This is a genomic window from Proteinivorax hydrogeniformans, from assembly GCF_040515995.1.
GTDB classification, from domain to species: domain Bacteria; phylum Bacillota; class Proteinivoracia; order Proteinivoracales; family Proteinivoracaceae; genus Proteinivorax; species Proteinivorax hydrogeniformans.
Genome location: NZ_CP159485.1, coordinates 1,727,419 through 1,744,873, shown reverse-complemented (window position 1 = coordinate 1,744,873; position 17,455 = coordinate 1,727,419). Strand labels below are relative to the sequence as shown.

The following is a 17,455-nucleotide window of genomic DNA, read 5'->3' as shown; positions in this document are numbered from 1 at the left end:
TTTCGGGGTGTTTTTTTTATACGTATTTCAATTTCTTTAACTATTTTAATTATTCTTGCTTTTAACATTCATTATGTTATAATCCTAAACATAGGAATAGAAGATTTAAAGGGGTTGTGACAATGAGGAGAATTAAATATAAAAGTAAGGCAGTTGTACTAGGGTGTAACGGCTATACAGGTTTAAGTGTAATTCGAGGACTGGGAGACAATGGAGTATATGTAATCGGCTCAGATCACAGCCCCAAAGAAGCATATGCAACGAAATCTAAGTTTTGTGATGAAACCTTAACAATTCCTCATTTTTCAGAAAATGAAGCTGGTGTTGTCGATGAGCTTATAACTTTTGCAAAAAAAGAGGAGGTTATTCCGGTATTGATACCCTGTGCCGATCCTTATGCAGAACTAGTTGATAAGTATCTAGATCGATTAAAAAACCACTTTTTACTTCCCCCAATTAATCAAGGGCTGATGACTAAATTAATGAACAAGGATTCTTTACATACTATGGCATTAAAACATGACATGAAGGTGCCTAAAAAAATAGAAGTTACCCAGGAAAATATCTATGAGAAAGTTGAAGATGAAATAGGTTTTCCCTGCTTACTAAAACCTGAATTCTCTTATAGATTTGTAAAAGTTTTTAATAAAAAAATGTTTATAGTAAATAGCAAAGAAGACTTAGAAAAGTCGTTATTAAAAGCTAAAAAAGAAAAATTAGATGTTTTTGTTCAGCAGTTAATACCTGGGGGAGATGACTGCATGCATTCATTTGATGCATATATAGACAAGCAAGGCCGGTTAACCCACCATACAACATGCCAAAAAGAGCGACAATACCCCATAAACTTTGGTGCTTCTGTTTATACAAGGCAAAGATACTTTCCTCAACTTTATAAATTAGGCGCAAAATTTTTTCAGGATATTGGATATCGTGGGTTTGGGGAAATTGAGTTTAAAAAACATCAGCGAACTGGAGAGTTTTATTTAATCGAAGTTAATGTACGAATCACCAACTTTGATGCTATGCTCAGAAAAGTCGGGTTTAATGTCCCTTTTACCATATACTCTGATATGATTAATAAACCACTTCCAGATAAGCATATTACTACAAGCACTAATATGTACTTTAGGTACTTGTATAGAGATATTATTGCAATACTGGAATACTTAAAAGCCGGCCAACAATCTATTTGGAATATTTTTAAATCAGTAGCGTTTAAGAAAAAGACATACCCAATATGGAGCTTTAGCGATCCGTTACCATTTCTAAAATTCGGACGAGATATGCTAAAGAGGGTAACGGCAAAAATACTAACTTTTGAGAAAGAAAAAGCAAATAAATCAGATAGAGCTAAAGAACGAGTCCCTTTTCAATAAATAAAGAAGAAGGAGTGTAGGCTCCTTCTTCTTTATATTAGTTTCCGTACTTTTTATATTTGCTTTCAGGTGCACCGCAAACTGGGCATTTTTCTTTAGGATTTTTAGGGTGAGTATGACCACATACACCACATACATAAACAGAAGAATACTGATAATCCTTATTTTCATCTACGCTATGTTTAGCTTCTAAAAATAAGTCAGCATGGCCTTTTTCTACCTCTCTAGCCCAGTGAAAAGAGCGTTTTGCATCACTTTCTTCTTGTTGTTCAGCAGTAGGAATAAACGTTGCATACATTTGGTCAACCTCCCAAAGTTCCCCTTCCCGGGCAGCTTTAAGGTTTTCTGAAGTACTAGCTGAGCCAAAACCACCCATTGCAGGCACCAATTGATCACCATGTATATTTTTGTGAACATCAAAATGGTTTTGGGCATGTATTTTTTCAGAGTTGGCCACTGCTTCAAATAATGTTGCCACATTTGGAAAGCCATCTTTATGTGCCACCTGACCCCAGAAACTGTATCTCATATAAGCTTGACTCTCACCGGCAAAAGCTGACCGTAAATTAGCAGCTGTCATGTTATCATCTTTAACCACTTTTAAAAATCACCTCTTTTACATATTTTTTTAATTTTAACCTATCTAAGCTTAAATTATGTGTTTAAGCACTTTTTTATCATTTGAAGCCTGAACTGAACATAAATTTTACTAGGATAAAATGTTTGAGAAGGGGAATGGTAAAAAATGAAAATTATTTTCTTAAAAGCTCCTACAAAAATATTTTGGAAAACAGTGGCACTTTTTTTTCTGGTTATTAATACTGGCATATATTTAGGATTTTTTAAGGGTGCTACGATAGAAGCAGTGGCAAATGGTAATGAGATTAACTTTATATATCGGTTTGCTGTCTATCTACAACAATTTTATGTTATAGGCTACTAAAAAGTTTATTTTGGCAGGAAATATGATTTTTAACATTGAATATTATAGTAGTATTATATAAACTATAATAGTACATGGAAATTAAGGAGAGGTTGAGATTTGGACAAGTATCAACATAAAAATAAAGCCGTTATTTTAGGGTCTAATTATTACATAGGTTTAAATGCAATGCGCGCTCTAGGTAAAAAAGGGATAGAAGTTATCGGAGTTGATCATTGTAGGGAAGGGGCATATGCCCTAGCTTCTAAATACTGCTCTAAAGCCTTGATTTTACCCCACTACAAGCGTAACTCTCAGCAGTTTATACGCTCTTTAATAGGCTTTGCCGAAAAGGAGAAATATAAACCGGTATTAATTCCATGTGCTGATCCCTATGTTGAGATAGTTGACGAGTTTTCAGATGAACTTAAAAAACATTTCTTGCTGCCACCTATAGAAAAGGGGCTAGCTGCAGAACTTTTAAATAAAGATACTTTGCATGGGTTAGCTCAAAAGCATGGAGTTAAAGTGCCAGAGACTATTTGGCTTAATCAGGATGATATCTTAGAGAAAGTTGAGAAAGAGTTTGGTTTTCCTTGTCTATTAAAGCCTGCGAACTCACACCAATTTGTCGAAACTTTTAGGGAAAAGATGTTTATAGCAAACAACAAAGATGAACTTTACGAATCTATAAAAAAAGTTAAAAAGGAAGGGTTTGAAGCTTTTGTTCAAAGAATAATACCCGGCCCTGATAACCATATGCACACATTTGACTGCTACATAGATTCAAAAGGTAATGTTACGCACTACACTACTTGCCAAAAACAAAGGCAGTATCCCATAAACTTCGGTGCCTCTGTGTATACCAAACAAAAGTATTTTCCTAAACTTTATGAAATTGGTGCAAAGTTTCTAACAGATGTGGGATATAGAGGATTTGCAGAAATTGAGTTCAAAAAGGATGAAAAAACCGGCGATTTCTATTTAATTGAAGTAAATGTACGATTAACTAATTTTGATGTAATGCTACAAAAAATAGGTCTGAACATGCCATACATCATGTATAGAGATTTGGTTGGGTCACCTTTAGAGCCAAAAGCAATAACTGAGGATACTAACATTCACTTTTGGTACTCCTACGAAGATATTTTAGCTATTAGAAATTATCTAAAGACAGGACAACTATCGAAATGGGAAGCTTTAACCTCGCTTAAGAATAAAAAAGCATATGCAATATGGAGCATTGATGACCCGATGCCTTTTGTTAAATTCAGCCAAAAGTTATTTAGAAAAGTGTTAAAAAAAGTAAAGAAGTAAGGGGGGTTGATAATGAAGGAACAGGTTTATGATTATCTAGACTATCTTAAAGTGGAGAGGGGCTTAGCAGACAACACATTAGAAAGTTATAAACGAGACCTAAATAAATTCATGAGTTTTCTTGACAAACAAGGCTTTTCGAGCTGGCAGGATATAACCAGGCAGCAGATTATCAGTTATCTGCTAGAGCTTCAAACCTTGGGTTTGGCTTCATCAACTGTATCAAGGAATCTAGCTTCAATAAGGTCCTTTTTTAGCTATCTTAATTTTGAAAACTTATTACAAAAAGACCCTGCATCAGACCTAGATTCTCCTAAGATAGATAAAAAACTTCCTAAAGTTATCTCCACAGAAGAGGTGGAATCCTTGTTAAATCAACCTGATTTAAAAGAAAAGTCAGGGATAAGAGATAGAGCGATGCTTGAACTTCTATATGCCACTGGTTTAAGGGTTTCTGAAATGATCTCTCTTGATATAAATGATGTGAACTTAGATTTAGGTTTTTTAAGGTGTTTTGGAAAAGGGTCAAAAGAAAGAATTGTACCGCTAGGAAAGTTAGCAATTGAATATCTTTCAACATACATAAATACTGCAAGGGGAAAGATGATAAAGAATATAAACCAAGAAGCCCTTTTTGTTAACTTTCACGGCAATAGGTTAACAAGGCAAGGATTTTGGAAAATATTGAAGAAGTATGCAAAAAAGGGAAATATACATGCTGATATAACACCACATACTTTAAGACATTCATTTGCGACTCATCTTTTAGAAAATGGAGCAGATCTTCGCTCTGTTCAAGAGATGTTAGGTCATGCAGATATTTCTACCACCCAAGTTTATACACACGTTACCCAAAAGAGGCTAAAGCAAGTTCATAAAGAGTTTCACCCAAGAGCGTAGTCTCTTTTTTTAAAGATAGATGTAAGACGTCTACAAACAAAGGAGGATTTTAATTGCAAAACATTAACAGAACAATACTCATAGTGCTAGACAGCGTTGGTATAGGGGCATTGCCTGACGCTAATCAATACAATGACGAAGGCTCTAACACGTTAGCAAATATAGCAAAAGAAGTTGGTGGCTTAAAGCTTGATACCTTAGAAAGCTTGGGGCTAGGGAACATTCACCCTATAGAGGGTGTGAAAAAACAAGAGCAGCCGTTAGCATCTTACGGTAAAATGGCTGAAAAATCACCGGGGAAGGATACAACTACTGGGCATTGGGAGATGGCAGGTGTTGTATTAGAACACCCGTTTCCAGTTTACCCAGAAGGTTTTCCCAAAGAGTTACTAGAAGAATTTGAACAAAAAATTGGCACTAAGACTCTTGGCAATAAAGTAGCTTCAGGGACTAAAATTATCGAAGAATTAGGGTCTAAACATCAGGAAACTGGTTACCCTATTGTTTATACTTCTGCGGATAGTGTTTTCCAAATTGCGGCCCATGAAGAAGTAGTTCCGTTAGATAGGCTTTATGAGATGTGCTTGATTGCTCGGGAAATGCTACAAGGTGAGCATGGTGTAGGAAGAGTAATAGCACGACCATTTATAGGAGATGAAGGCCAATATAAAAGGACTTCTAATAGAAAAGATTACTCTAGGCTACCACATGAGGAAACGGTACTTCAAACAATGCAAAAAAGTGGTAAGGATGTAATAGGTATAGGTAAAATAAGTGATATTTATGCGGGATTAGGGGTTACAAAGTCATACAAATCTAAGTCAAATTCTGAAGGGTTATCAATAACATTAGAGAGAATAAAAGAGGATAGTAGTGGGCTGATTATGCTAAATTTGGTTGATTTTGATATGCTCTACGGACATCGGAACGATGTTTTGGGGTATGCAAAGTCGCTTGAGGAAGCGGATAAAATGTTATCTGATATCATCAAACACTTAAAAGATGACGATTTACTTATTATAACTGCTGATCATGGTTGTGATCCAACCCATCCAGGAACGGACCACACCAGAGAGTTTGTGCCATTATTGGTTTATGGAAAAAATCATGAGCCTAAAAACTTAGGTGTTAGAGAAGCATTTACAGATGTTGCGCAAACATTATCGGAGATATTTACTTTAGGCAAGGAGTTTCCAGGAAAAAGCCTATTATAAATTTTAGGGAGCTGATCTGATGGGGGAAATAAAAAAGCTAGTTAAATTAAAGAACTTTATAACGGACAATAATGTTAATGAAACAAGAACTAGATTTGCTAATCTAGCAAAAGGCTTTTTACAAGAGGTGAAGGTATAATGCGAGTTTATGATCTTATTTATAAGAAAAGACAGGGAGAAGTATTAACAAAAGCTGAGCTAGACTTTTTGATTTCTGGGTACAATAAAGGAGAAATTCCAGATTATCAAATGTCTGCCTTTGCCATGGCCGTGTTTTTTAAAGGGATGACTTCCGAAGAAACCGCCAATTTAACTCAAAGCATAATAAACTCAGGTGAAACTATTGATCTTTCAGAAATAGAAGGAGTAAAAGTTGATAAACATTCCACAGGAGGAGTAGGAGATACTGTAAGCTTGATCATCGCTCCGATAATAGCTCACTTTGGAGCCCCGTTTGCTAAAATGTCAGGTAGGGGATTAGGGCATACTGGAGGAACATTAGATAAACTAGAATCTATAGAAGGTTTTAATATACACCTTACAAGCCAAGAATTTATAGATAAGGTAAATAAAAATAAAGTGGCCGTTATGGGACAAACAGCTAAGCTTGCACCTGCTGATGGTAAGCTTTATAGTCTAAGAGATGTAACAGCTACAGTAGATAGCATCCCACTAATAGCTAGCTCGATTATGAGTAAAAAGCTAGCAGCTGGCGCCGATGGTATTGTCTTAGATGTGAAAACCGGGGACGGGGCTTTTATGAAATCGGTGGAAGACTCTTTTTCGTTAGCCAAAGAAATGGTTGATATCGGTACACACTTAGGTAAAGAAACAGTAGCTTTAGTAACTGATATGGATCAGCCTTTAGGTGAAGCCATCGGTAATTCTTTAGAGGTTATTGAAGCCTTTGAAACCTTAAGGGGACGAGGCCCGGAAGATCTAACTAAACTTTGCATCACTGTGGCAGGTCATATGTTAGTAATAGCCAAAATTTTTACTGAAAACCAACAAGCAGAAAATGCAGTACGCAAAGTGTTAGAAAGTGGCGAGGCCTTAGCTAAAATGAAAGAGTTTATATCAGCTCAAGGTGGAGACCCCGATGTAGTTGATAACTATAGTTTACTGCCAGTTGCAAAGCATAAAGTTGCTGTTAAAAGCCCAGTTGATGGGAATGTAAAAAAAATCAAAGCTGAAACGTTAGGGAAAATGGCCATGATGCTAGGAGCTGGAAGAGCTGTAAAAACAGATTCTATTGATCATAGCGTGGGAATTATTGTCCATAAAAAACAAGGTGACAAAGTTAAACACGGTGAACCATTAGCGACGGTGTATTCTAGCACAAGTCAGGTTAGTTCTGATGTTGTTGATGGGGTAATAAATAGTTATGAGTTAACTAAGGAAAAAGTAGAGGAAAAACCTTTGATTTATGGTGTAGTAACTAGAGAAGGTATAAAAAAATAACAGTCAACACCCCTCCTTATTATAATTGGATAAAGGAGGGGTGTTTCTTGTCCTTTAAGTTGAGATATTTTCCATGGATTATTTTGTTTAAAATGAGGAAATATAATAGTGACATTTGAGTATAGGAGGAAAACTATGAGAAAGATTTTAATCTGTATATTGATAGCTGTCGTTTGTTTTAGTGGTACTCAAATTGCTTTTGGACAGGAATTTGAGTTAGAGTGTGAAGCTGCGTTGTTAATGGAGCCTGTTACTGGTAAGGTTGTTTTTGAACATGAAGCTCATAAACCTTTTCCCATAGCATCAATAACTAAAGTCATGACTCTTTTATTAGCAGTGGAGGCCATCGAAGAGGGAAAAGTTAGTCTAGATGATATGGTAGTAGCTAGTCAAAGAGCGGCAGAAATGGGTGGATCTCAAATATTTTTAGAAAAAGGTCAGAAGGTTTCTTTAGAAAACTTATTGATTGCCGTAGCATCAGGGTCTGCTAATGATGCTTCTGTAGCAGTAGCTGAGCATGTAGGCACCAGTGTAGAAGGCTTTGTTGAAGACATGAACGCAAAAGCTAGAGAATTAGGGATGAAAAACACGAACTTTTTAAATCCTTCGGGGCTTCCGATAGATGAGGAGGAAAACCTTAGTACTGCTTACGATGTAGCGTTAGTGTCAAGAGAACTACTTAAATACCCTATGGTTCATAAGTGGGCGACAGTAGAATGGGATACGGAGTTTTTAGGTGATGTATATCTATCAAATACTAATCTTAAATTTTTAATAAACTACCCTGGTGCAGATGGTCTTAAGACAGGGTGGACAACAAAGGCGGGGCATTGCATTTCGGCAACGGCCTTAAGAGATGATACTAGATTTTTAGCTGTTATTTTAAAATCACCTTCTCCTGACCAACGGCTTAAAGAAACTAGTCAGCTGTTAAACTATGGCTTTGGAAACTATAAGACCCAAACACTGCATACTCAAGGAGAAAGTATAAAGACTATAGAAGTTGAGAAGGGTAGTAAAAGTACAGTTGATGTAAAAGCAAAGGATAATATTTCTCTATTATTAGATAAAAAACAAGAAGGAGAAATAAGCACCAATATAGATTTACCTAAACGTCTAAATGCGCCAATTTCAAATGGAGAAACAGTGGGTGTGTTAGAGGTTAAAAGAGATGGGACGGTTATCGAAAAGTTTGACTTAATAGTTGAGGAAGAGATAACCCAGGCAGGTACTTTTCAGTTGTTTGGTCGGTCATTAAAAGAGCTTTTAAGGACGGTTAGGTAGGCTAAGAAGAAAAAGTAGCAAAAGACTTGCGGCTTTGATGCAAGTCTTTTTTTATAAATAGCAGGAAAAAAATAGTTTATGGCGAAATGTATCTTAAACAAAAGTAAGCACAGGGGGGAGAAATTTGGAGGTTACATTTAGCTACAAGAATAATTGTGTGATTGCAGAGCTAAGAGGGGAACTAGACCACCATAGTGGAGAACATGTAAAGAAGGAACTTAAAAAAGAAATTGAAAAAGATTTAGCAGGAAACTTGATACTCGAATGCAGTAAGCTAACTTTTATGGATAGTTCAGGATTAGGTATAATACTTGGAAGGTACAAAGAGCTTAGGGCTAAAAAAAGCAAGATGATACTGTGCGGATTGAGACCAAATATAAAAAAAGTAATTAACCTTTCAGGAGTGGACAAAATAATAAAGTGTTATCCTGATTTAAAAATAGCTATAAAGGCAGTAAAGGAGGAGTATTAGTTGGAAAATTATATGGAGTTAAAAATACCTAGCTTATCTAAAAATGAATCTTTTGCTAGAGTTACTATAGCAAGCTTTGCCTCACAATTAGATCCAACTGTGGAAGAGATAAATGATATTAAGACAGCTGTTTCAGAGGCAGTTACTAATGCGATTATACATGGTTATGAAAGCGAGATGGGTGAGTTATTTCTGTCTGCTAAAATAGAAGGTGATGTGGTGGAGATAAAAGTAAAGGATGCTGGGAGAGGAATTGATGATATAGAGCAAGCACGGGAACCTCTGTATACATCTAAGCCAGAATTAGAAAGATCGGGGATGGGATTTACAATAATAGAAAACTTTATGGATGAGGTTGAAATACTTTCTAAATCCGGATCAGGCACACAAATCACTATGCGTAAAAAGATTGTTCCCTCACCAAATCAAAACTAAGGGGATATAGATATGCAATCTAATTTCCAAAGAGCTAACCAGTATCCATTACTCTCTAAACAAGAGGTTTTAGACCTTTTTGAACGATATCACAATGGAGATGAGCAAGCAAGAGAGACGTTGTTAAACCATAACCTGAGGCTTGTCGGCAAAGTAGTTGAACGGTACAGAGGTGTTTATGACAGTGAGGACCTTTTTCAAATAGGGTGTATAGGATTACTGAAAGCCATAGACTCTTTTGATCATAAACAAAATGTTAGTTTCTCCACATATGCTTTTCCAAAAATAATTGGTGAAATAAAGATGTACTTCAGAGACAATAACCCCATTAAAATTAGCAGAAAACAAATGGGACAATCAAAATTAGTTAAGGAAGCACAGGAAGAACTAACTCAAAAGCTAAATAGAACACCACAGATAAGTGAAATTGCTAGCCATTTAGATATGACGGTGGAAGATGTTGTTGTTGCTTTAGACGCCCTTCAGCCAATTCAATCATTGGAACAACCGGTAGGAGAAGAAGATGATTTTTATCTCAAAGATCAGCTTAAGGATAGTTATTTCTCTAAAAAGCTTGATAATAAGATATTTTTAAAGGAAATATTAACTGGCTTAAATGAAATAGAGCGCAAGGTTATAATTTTAAGGTATTTTAAGGAAAAATCACAAAGCCAAATTGCTCAAATCTTAGATATGACACAGGTCCAAGTTTCACGTTTAGAAAAGAAAATAATTCAAAAGCTTAAAGACTTTGCACAATAAAAAGGTATAACATGGCGATTTTACGCCTATGTTATACCTTTTTTGTTTTTATGGAATACTAAAAATAATTGGGAGGTGAAAAAAATTGCTATTATCTCGATGGCAATGGTTAGTAATTTCTATTTTTTTGATTTTGACACTTAGTTTTATATTCTACCTTTTTAGGACTAGCCCTTCGGAGGAAGAGCTGCCAAATGGAGTAATAAGGGTTAACCTTTATAAAGAGTGGGTGATTGATAGATGTTAGTTTATATTCATTATAAGGAAAGGATAACTGTTGTCAAAAACCAAACAGTTTATCTAGAAGATATAGCAGATGTAGTTATGGCGGAAACGGAAAAAAAGGAAAAACTTCTCAAGTTTCCTATAGAGGTAAATACAGAAAAAACAGGTATTAAAATAATCTCCGCCTTAGACATTATTCAGCAGCTTATTAAAGAATTCCCCAATCTACACTTTGACTTGCTAGGCAAAGATGGAATAATAGTGGAGGTCGTAAGCCATAAGATTAAGGGATTAATGGGAAGACACATATTTGCCTTAGTTGTTGCTTGGTTAATTATATTTATAGGCTCAGGACTTGCTATAATGAGCTTTCACGCAGATGTAAGCATGCCACTTGTGCACAGACAAATATTTCACTTGTTAACAGGTGAAAATGAGCCCCATCCTCTGATGCTGCAGGTGCCATACTCCTTGGGCATTGGCGTAGGTATGGTTATATTTTTTAACCATATTGGGAAACTTAAAAAAAGGCAGGAGCCTAGTCCATTAGAGGTAGAGATGTTTTTATATAACCAAAATGTAAATAAATATTTAACCAAAGAAGCAAGCACAAAAAAAGATGATTAGCAGCGTAGGCTACTATTTTACCTTCGGCTTTATAGGAATAGCCAGTGGTGTCATTGTAGGGACCTCCTTAGCAGCGTTTTTAGCTGTTTTAGATGTTATTCCTAGGGTCGCGCAACTTCTTAGGATAAGACAAAAGATAATCCTAGAAACTGCCATCACCTTTGGGGCGGTATTAGGGACCTTGGTGACTGTATTAGATATAGAAATGTGGTTGCCAGGTTTTTCCGCTATCTTTTTAGGAGCGTTAATGGGAATTTTTGTAGGGATGCTGACAGCTGCTTTGACAGAAGTATTAAATGTTTTGCCGATAATAGCACTTAGGTTAGGGTTGATAAACTATGTAAGGATTTTGCTAGTTGCTCTTATCTTAGGCAAAACTTTAGGTTCGCTTCTTTACTGGTTACTACCTCAAATTCAATAAATTATAGGAGGTTAAAAAATGATTGATACAGTAACGAAGGTTATTGAGTTAGTAGGAGAATCACCGAAAAGCTGGGAAGACGCTATTCAAAATGCAGTGGCAAAATCAGCAAAAAGTGTTGATGGGATTTCAGGCGTTGAAGTGCTGAATCTAACTGCAAGAGTAGAGGAAGGAAAGCTTGTTGAATATAAAGCAAATGTAAAAGTCGCCTTCCCAGTAATGGACAGATAAATAAAGTTAAGATAGCTTAGCGCTAACCTAAGGGTGCCTGGTGCTAAGCTTTTTTAAATGAATATATAGGCTGTTTTATGCCGAAAATATTATTAGCAAAGTTTAGGAGGAGTTAGATTATATGTCAAACAAAAAGCAAAGCAATCAACAACAAAAGCAAACCTATAGTCAATACGTTAAAACGCATCATCCTAAAACCCCTCTTTTTAAAAACTGTCTCAATGCTTTTTGGGTGGGTGGATTAATATGTGCTATCGGGCAAGCTATACAAAATTTTTTTATAAATGTTTTTGGGTTTTCCCAAACTGATGCAGCTAACCCTACTGTAGCAACAATAATTTTTTTAGGTGGATTATTGACAGCTTTGGGGGTGTTTGACCGGATAGCAAAGTTTGCTGGAGCAGGAACTGCAGTTCCTGTAACGGGCTTTGCTAACTCTATGGTTAGTGCTGCTTTGGAGTTTAAAAAAGAGGGCTTTGTGTTGGGGGTTGGGGGCAAAATGTTTTCACTAGCTGGTTCTGTTATAGTTTTTGGAGTGGTTACGGCGTTTATCATTGGTGTAATATCAGCTATTTTATAGGAGGGATTTCATGGCAAAAAAAGTTGGGAACTGGACCTATCAATTAGATACTGAAATTAATATAGTCTCGTCTGCCACTGTTTCTGGGCCCAAAGAAAAAAAAGGTCCTTATGGTCAATACTTTGATATTACATACTCAGAAATGACCTGTGGTGAGAAAAGCTTTGAAAAAGCAGAAAAAAAGTTAATGACAGAAGCTGTAGAAAAAGCTTTAAAAAATAATAAATTAAAAACAGATGATGTTGATATATTTTTAGCTGGAGACTTATTAAATCAGATTATCACCTCAAGTTTTACAGCATCCGATCTTTCCATTCCTTTTTTAGGTTTATACGGTGCTTGCTCCACCTTTGTAGAAGGGTTGATTGTCGGATCCACACTTTTAGAGGCTGGGTGTGGAAAAAGAGTAGTAACAGCTACCTCAAGCCATTATGCAGCTGCTGAAAGACAATTTAGATTTCCAACAGAATATGGAGGAAAGCCTCCTGGATATTCACAGCATACAGTTACAGGAGCTGGCAGTACTGTGCTAGAGGCAAATAAATCCGGCCCTAAGATAACACATTTTACAGTTGGAAAGGTGCTAGATAAAGGAATTAAAGATCCTTATGATATGGGAAGTGCTATGGCGCCAGCTGCTGCTGATACTTTAAAGAATATTTTAGATGATACTCAGAAAAGCCCAGAAGACTTTGATCTTATTTTAACAGGCGATTTAGGTCAAGTTGGAGGTAAGATTTTAAAGGACTTACTAAATGAAGCTGGGTACTTTTTGGGTACTAACTATGTAGACTGTGGCGTTGAGATATATGGTGAAGACCCTTCTGTAAATGCAGGTGGGAGCGGTTGTGCATGCTCGGCGCTGATGACACTAGGGTACTACTTAAAACAAAAACAGTATAAAAAAATAATTGTAGTTGCTACAGGAGCTTTATTAAGTCCTACTACCTTTCAACAGGGAGAAGCTGTGCCATCTACAGCCCATGGCGTTATTATAGAGAATAAGGAGGAAAGCTAATGGAATACATCATAGCTTTTTTAGTAGGTGGCGCTATATGTGTTATTGGCCAGCTGCTACTAGACTTAACTCCGTTTACCCCTGCCCATGTACTTTCAGGATTTGTAGTAGCAGGAGGAATTTTAGGAGGTCTTGGAATTTATCCAGCATTTATTGAGTTTGCTGGCGCTGGCGCTAGTATACCTATATCTTCGTTTGGAAACTCTTTAGCCCAAGGAGCTATGTCGGAAGCAGCTAGCACTGGCATAGTGGGTGTATTAACCGGTATGTTCGAGTTGACAAGTACCGGTATTACCTCTGCTATTATCTTTGCATTTTTCTTTGCCCTGTTTTTTAACCCAAAGGGATAAACGCAGTTACCTTGGATATAATATCCATATCGCTCTTGCAAGTAAAGATGTATTTAATAATTATTTTAATACAAGGTGGACTGGCATGATTATTATGCTTTATTCGTCATGTCAGTCCCCCTTTAATTAGCTCTTATGATAAGTATTATCAAGTTATTAGAATATAGAATTTGTTTAACACAAATTATGGGGAGGAAGTAGATGTGAAAAAGAAAGTGATAATAGTAACAGACGGCGACAAAGTTGCCAAATCGTGTGTTGAAAAAGCTGCAGAGAAATTAAACTTAAGATGTATTTCTAGTTCTGCGGGCAACCCAACTGAGCTAGAAGGAAAAGAGATTAAAGACCTTGTGATGGAAAGTGAAGGTTTGACGGTGCTGGTTATGGTAGATGATAGAGGTCGGGCTGGACAAGGAAAAGGAGAAAGAGTAACAGAATACCTTGTCAATCAAGAGGATATAGAGATTATTGGGGCATTAGCTGTGGCATCAAACAGTCCAGCAGTTGAGCCAATCAACCCTGATAAGTCAATTACCTTAACAGGTGATTTTGTATCTCATGGTGTTGATAAAGACGGCGTAGAGGTTTCTGACAACAAAATTTACGGAGATACAGTTGAGAACTTAGAAAGTTTGGGTATAGATAATATAATTGGCATTGGTGATATAGGCAAGATGTGTGGTAAAGACTCTATAGCAGAAGGTGTCCCTGTAACGATAAAAGCTATTGAAGAAATTTTAAAAATTAACGGAGTTTAACTGGAGGATGTTATTTATGAAGAATAAGTTGATAGGTATTCCAAAAACCTTGCTATATTATAACGTTTCTGAGAAAGTAGAAGAATTTTTTAATATTTTGGGAGTTGAAACTTTGATCTCTCCTCCTACTACTAAAGCATTTATAAAAAGAGGAAATAGTTTCTCTATCGATGAAGCCTGCCTACCTGTTAAGGCAGGCTTAGGACATTTAGATTATCTTGCAAATGCTGGTGTTGATGCTATTTTTTTGCCTAGAGTCGTGGCTATCGAAAAGAAGAAATACATATGCCCTAAATTTTTAGGACTGCCTGAATATTGCTTAAGTCTGATGCCGCATCTACCTAAGCTAATATCACCTAGGATAGACTTAAGAACAAATAATGGATTGAAAAAATTCTGTGTGGAGTTAAGTAGAGAATTAGATATCTCACCTACAAAAATAAGAAAAACAATTAACAAACTAAACGATAAAAAGCCCAAAAAACAAAAAGTAATGAATAAAGAAGTTAACGTTGCTGTTTTAGGTCATAGTTATAATATTTACGACCCAGGCTTAAATTCGGGTATTTTGGAAAAGGTGAAAAATTATGCAGATGTTAAAACTGTGGAGGACTATACTGATGTAGAGTTGAAAATGGGAAAAGATTTACTTCCCAAGCCTCTTTTTTGGAGTTATGGTGAAGAGATAGCGGCAGCTGCTTTAAGCTCTATGGAAAAGGGAGAAGTTCAAGGAATTATAGTTGTTACTTCGTTTGGATGTGGACCTCACTCATTTGTAACTGAGATAATTGAGCAGCATCGTAAAAAAAGAAGACAAACTCCAATAATGTTCTTAACTTTAGATGAGCACAGCGCAGAAGCAGGACTAATTACTAGAATCGAGGCTTTTATGGATCTTCTTATGTTAAGGAGGGAGAAACTATGGGCATAACATTTCCAAGATTTGGAACAAGTCACGTGTCTATAGGTAACCTATTGCATTGGATGGGACATGACGTTATTAAGCCCCCAAAGATAACAGAAAATACTATAGCAGTTGGAACTAAAAACTCTCCTGAGTTAGCCTGCTTTCCTCTTAAAATAACAACAGGGAGTTTTATAGAAGCTCTTGATAATGGTGCTGATAGTATATTAATGGCAGGCGGAGTAGGACCTTGTCGTTTTGGCTACTATGGATACCTACAGAAAGGTGCTTTGTCCCAGATGGGGTATAAGTTCGATTCATATATTATTGAGCCTCCTGCGAGATATCCTAGACAAGCTTATACAACCATCAACAAGCTGCGAAATAAAACACCTTGGCATAAAGTTATTAGCTACGTCTATATAGCGCTGACAAAACAAAAATATTTAGATAGGTTACACCAGGTAACTTTAAAAACGGCCCCTAGAGAGATGGGGGAGATTAAAAGCTTTAAAATCTATGAACAATTTGTAAAGCGAGTGGAACCTATTAAAGATGTGGAATTTATCAAAGGGTTGTATGATCACTATAAATATAAGCTTGAAAAACTACAAAAGATCCAACCAAAAGCTAGGATAAAATTTTTAGGTGAAATATACTTAGTTTGCGAACCGGCAGCAAATTTATATATAGAAGAAAAGTTAGCCAAATTAGGTGTAGAGGTTGAACGGACTATATATTTAGGTGAATGGTTTGATGGACATGTGCTTAAAGATATGATTCCAATTTTAAAAGAAAAAGAAACGGCTCGCTTAGCTAAGGCTTACTTAGACCAAATGGTTGGTGGGCATGGGCAGGAGACAGTTGCGCAAACGGTTAAAGCAAAGGACCAAGGATTCGACGGAGTTATTCAAGTGTATCCATTTACCTGCACTCCAGAAATACTTGCGCAAGGAATAATAAGCAAGGTATCAAAAGACAAAAAGATTCCAGTTTTAACCTTATCCTTGGATGAGCATTCCGCTCAAGCGGGTATTGACACCAGACTGGAGGCTTACGTGGATTTGATATGTCAGAAAAAAATGCAAAGTGAAGGGGTGAAGCTCTATGGGTAAAGGAGTGTTTATAGGAATAGATGTAGGATCTGTTTCTACTAACATAGTGGTTTTAGATGATAATCAGAACCTCCTATCAAAAGAATATATTAGGACTCAGGGAAGGCCAATTGAGGCTATAAAAAAAGGGTTTGATGCTGTTAGCAGATTTACAAAGGATAACCCTGTGCTATCTGTGGGGACAACTGGCAGTGGAAGGAAGCTTGCGGCAGCAATGATTGGAGCCGACGTTGTCAAAAATGAGATTACAGCCCATGCTGTAGGAGCTTTAAAACATGATAAAGATGTAAGGACGGTAATAGAGATAGGAGGGCAGGATTCCAAAATAATCGTGCTTAACGACTCTATAGTTACAGACTTTGCCATGAATAGTGTATGTGCAGCTGGTACCGGTTCTTTTTTAGATCAACAGGCGGCGCGACTGGGAATATGCATAGAGGATTTTGGGCGTATTGCTTTAGAATCTACTACAGAATTAAGAATAGCTGGTCGTTGTTCTGTCTTTGCTGAATCAGACATGATTCACAAGCAGCAATTAGGCAACAACATTGCTGATATACTAGCCGGTCTATGCACATCGCTGGCACGAAATTACTTAAACAATGTTGGTAAGGGTAAAGATATCAAATCACCAATAATGTTCCAAGGAGGGGTAGCGGCTAACCCTGGTATTGTAGCGGCCTTTGAAAAAGAGTTGGAGCAAAAAATACTAATACCAACTCACTTTGATGTTATGGGCGCCTTTGGATCTGCACACCTAGCATGTATCCACCGTCCTGTAAAGTCACAGTTTCTAGGCGTAGAAGCAATAGATGATGATTTTACAACTACATCTTTTAACTGTAACGATTGTGGGAATAACTGCGAGGTAGTTAACCTAAAGAGAAATGGCATCATCGTAGGAAGTTGGGGTGACAAATGTCAAAAGTACCTTCAACCGCTAAAACAAGAAAAGATAAGTAGTTAATAGAAAGGGTTGTCTCTTTATAGGGGAAATATTCCTCTTATGAGACAGCCCCTTTTTAAATTCATAAGCCATTGCAAGTATCCATAACTTTAAACGCTTTTAAGCAGTCGGGC

21 protein-coding genes are annotated in these 17,455 nt (G+C 36.6%); 20 read left to right on the top strand and 1 reads right to left on the bottom strand.

Going from position 1 to position 17,455, the window contains the following annotated elements:
* Positions 1-122: 122 nt before the first annotated feature.
* Positions 123-1,379 carry a carboxylate--amine ligase gene (locus PRVXH_RS08450; protein WP_353892343.1) on the top strand — a complete coding sequence of 419 codons (1,257 nt, stop codon included), beginning with the start codon at positions 123-125 and terminating at the stop codon, positions 1,377-1,379.
* A 37-nt stretch (positions 1,380-1,416) separates the two neighbouring features.
* Here PRVXH_RS08450 and PRVXH_RS08445 read toward each other — a convergent pair whose 3' ends face one another.
* A complete protein-coding gene (locus tag PRVXH_RS08445; protein WP_353892342.1) occupies positions 1,417-1,977 on the bottom strand; it encodes a rubrerythrin family protein in 561 nt (186 codons plus the stop codon).
* Positions 1,978-2,124: 147 nt separating this feature from the next.
* On the opposite strand from PRVXH_RS08445, the gene PRVXH_RS08440 reads away from it, so the two are divergent.
* From PRVXH_RS08440 to PRVXH_RS08350, 19 genes are all read left to right on the top strand, one after another.
* Entirely contained in the window at positions 2,125-2,322 is a 198-nt protein-coding gene (locus PRVXH_RS08440; RefSeq protein WP_353892341.1) for a hypothetical protein, read from the top strand.
* 99 nt (positions 2,323-2,421) lie between these two features.
* Positions 2,422-3,618, top strand: a complete 1,197-nt coding sequence (locus PRVXH_RS08435) for a carboxylate--amine ligase (RefSeq protein ID WP_353892340.1) — start codon at positions 2,422-2,424, stop codon at positions 3,616-3,618.
* Positions 3,619-3,630: 12 nt separating this feature from the next.
* Complete coding sequence (gene xerD / locus PRVXH_RS08430; protein WP_353892339.1) at positions 3,631-4,518, top strand: site-specific tyrosine recombinase XerD; 888 nt, start codon at positions 3,631-3,633, stop codon at positions 4,516-4,518.
* Positions 4,519-4,580: 62 nt separating this feature from the next.
* On the top strand, positions 4,581-5,732 hold the full coding sequence (locus PRVXH_RS08425) for a phosphopentomutase (RefSeq protein ID WP_353894566.1): 1,152 nt from the start codon (positions 4,581-4,583) through the stop codon (positions 5,730-5,732).
* Between the two features lie 138 nt (positions 5,733-5,870).
* A complete protein-coding gene (locus tag PRVXH_RS08420; protein WP_353892338.1) occupies positions 5,871-7,193 on the top strand; it encodes a pyrimidine-nucleoside phosphorylase in 1,323 nt (440 codons plus the stop codon).
* Between the two features lie 135 nt (positions 7,194-7,328).
* The gene (locus PRVXH_RS08415) at positions 7,329-8,477 is read left to right on the top strand and encodes a D-alanyl-D-alanine carboxypeptidase family protein (RefSeq protein WP_353892337.1); all 1,149 of its coding nucleotides are present in this window, start codon (positions 7,329-7,331) and stop codon (positions 8,475-8,477) included.
* Between the two features lie 124 nt (positions 8,478-8,601).
* Complete coding sequence (locus PRVXH_RS08410) at positions 8,602-8,949, top strand: anti-sigma factor antagonist (RefSeq protein ID WP_353892336.1); 348 nt, start codon at positions 8,602-8,604, stop codon at positions 8,947-8,949.
* A gap of 12 nt (positions 8,950-8,961) precedes the next feature.
* Positions 8,962-9,384 (top strand): anti-sigma F factor, encoded by a 423-nt coding sequence (gene spoIIAB, locus PRVXH_RS08405; RefSeq protein ID WP_353894565.1) that lies wholly within the window; start codon positions 8,962-8,964, stop codon positions 9,382-9,384.
* Between the two features lie 12 nt (positions 9,385-9,396).
* Entirely contained in the window at positions 9,397-10,146 is a 750-nt protein-coding gene (locus tag PRVXH_RS08400) for a sigma-70 family RNA polymerase sigma factor (RefSeq protein WP_353892335.1), read from the top strand.
* A gap of 240 nt (positions 10,147-10,386) precedes the next feature.
* Entirely contained in the window at positions 10,387-10,998 is a 612-nt protein-coding gene (locus tag PRVXH_RS08395) for a stage V sporulation protein AA (protein WP_353892334.1), read from the top strand.
* The gene (locus PRVXH_RS08390) at positions 10,991-11,419 is read left to right on the top strand and encodes a stage V sporulation protein AB (RefSeq protein WP_353892333.1); all 429 of its coding nucleotides are present in this window, start codon (positions 10,991-10,993) and stop codon (positions 11,417-11,419) included. The genes PRVXH_RS08395 and PRVXH_RS08390 overlap by 8 nt, the downstream gene beginning before the upstream one ends.
* 18 nt (positions 11,420-11,437) lie before the next feature.
* Positions 11,438-11,650 (top strand): dodecin family protein, encoded by a 213-nt coding sequence (locus PRVXH_RS08385; protein ID WP_353892332.1) that lies wholly within the window; start codon positions 11,438-11,440, stop codon positions 11,648-11,650.
* A 121-nt stretch (positions 11,651-11,771) separates the two neighbouring features.
* Positions 11,772-12,230 (top strand): stage V sporulation protein AC, encoded by a 459-nt coding sequence (spoVAC, locus tag PRVXH_RS08380; protein ID WP_353892331.1) that lies wholly within the window; start codon positions 11,772-11,774, stop codon positions 12,228-12,230.
* A 10-nt stretch (positions 12,231-12,240) separates the two neighbouring features.
* Positions 12,241-13,248, top strand: a complete 1,008-nt coding sequence (gene spoVAD / locus PRVXH_RS08375; protein WP_353892330.1) for a stage V sporulation protein AD — start codon at positions 12,241-12,243, stop codon at positions 13,246-13,248.
* The gene (gene spoVAE, locus PRVXH_RS08370; RefSeq protein WP_353892329.1) at positions 13,248-13,598 is read left to right on the top strand and encodes a stage V sporulation protein AE; all 351 of its coding nucleotides are present in this window, start codon (positions 13,248-13,250) and stop codon (positions 13,596-13,598) included. The genes spoVAD and spoVAE overlap by 1 nt, the downstream gene beginning before the upstream one ends.
* Positions 13,599-13,801: 203 nt before the next feature.
* Positions 13,802-14,356: a stage V sporulation protein AE gene (locus PRVXH_RS08365; RefSeq protein ID WP_353892328.1), complete on the top strand. Its 555-nt coding sequence runs from the start codon at positions 13,802-13,804 to the stop codon at positions 14,354-14,356.
* A gap of 16 nt (positions 14,357-14,372) precedes the next feature.
* The gene (locus PRVXH_RS08360; RefSeq protein WP_353892327.1) at positions 14,373-15,287 is read left to right on the top strand and encodes an acyl-CoA dehydratase activase-related protein; all 915 of its coding nucleotides are present in this window, start codon (positions 14,373-14,375) and stop codon (positions 15,285-15,287) included.
* On the top strand, positions 15,278-16,375 hold the full coding sequence (locus tag PRVXH_RS08355; RefSeq protein ID WP_353892326.1) for a CoA protein activase: 1,098 nt from the start codon (positions 15,278-15,280) through the stop codon (positions 16,373-16,375). Before PRVXH_RS08360 ends, PRVXH_RS08355 begins: the two co-directional genes overlap by 10 nt.
* Positions 16,368-17,342, top strand: a complete 975-nt coding sequence (locus tag PRVXH_RS08350) for an acyl-CoA dehydratase activase (protein WP_353892325.1) — start codon at positions 16,368-16,370, stop codon at positions 17,340-17,342. The genes PRVXH_RS08355 and PRVXH_RS08350 overlap by 8 nt, the downstream gene beginning before the upstream one ends.
* Positions 17,343-17,455: the final 113 nt, after the last annotated feature.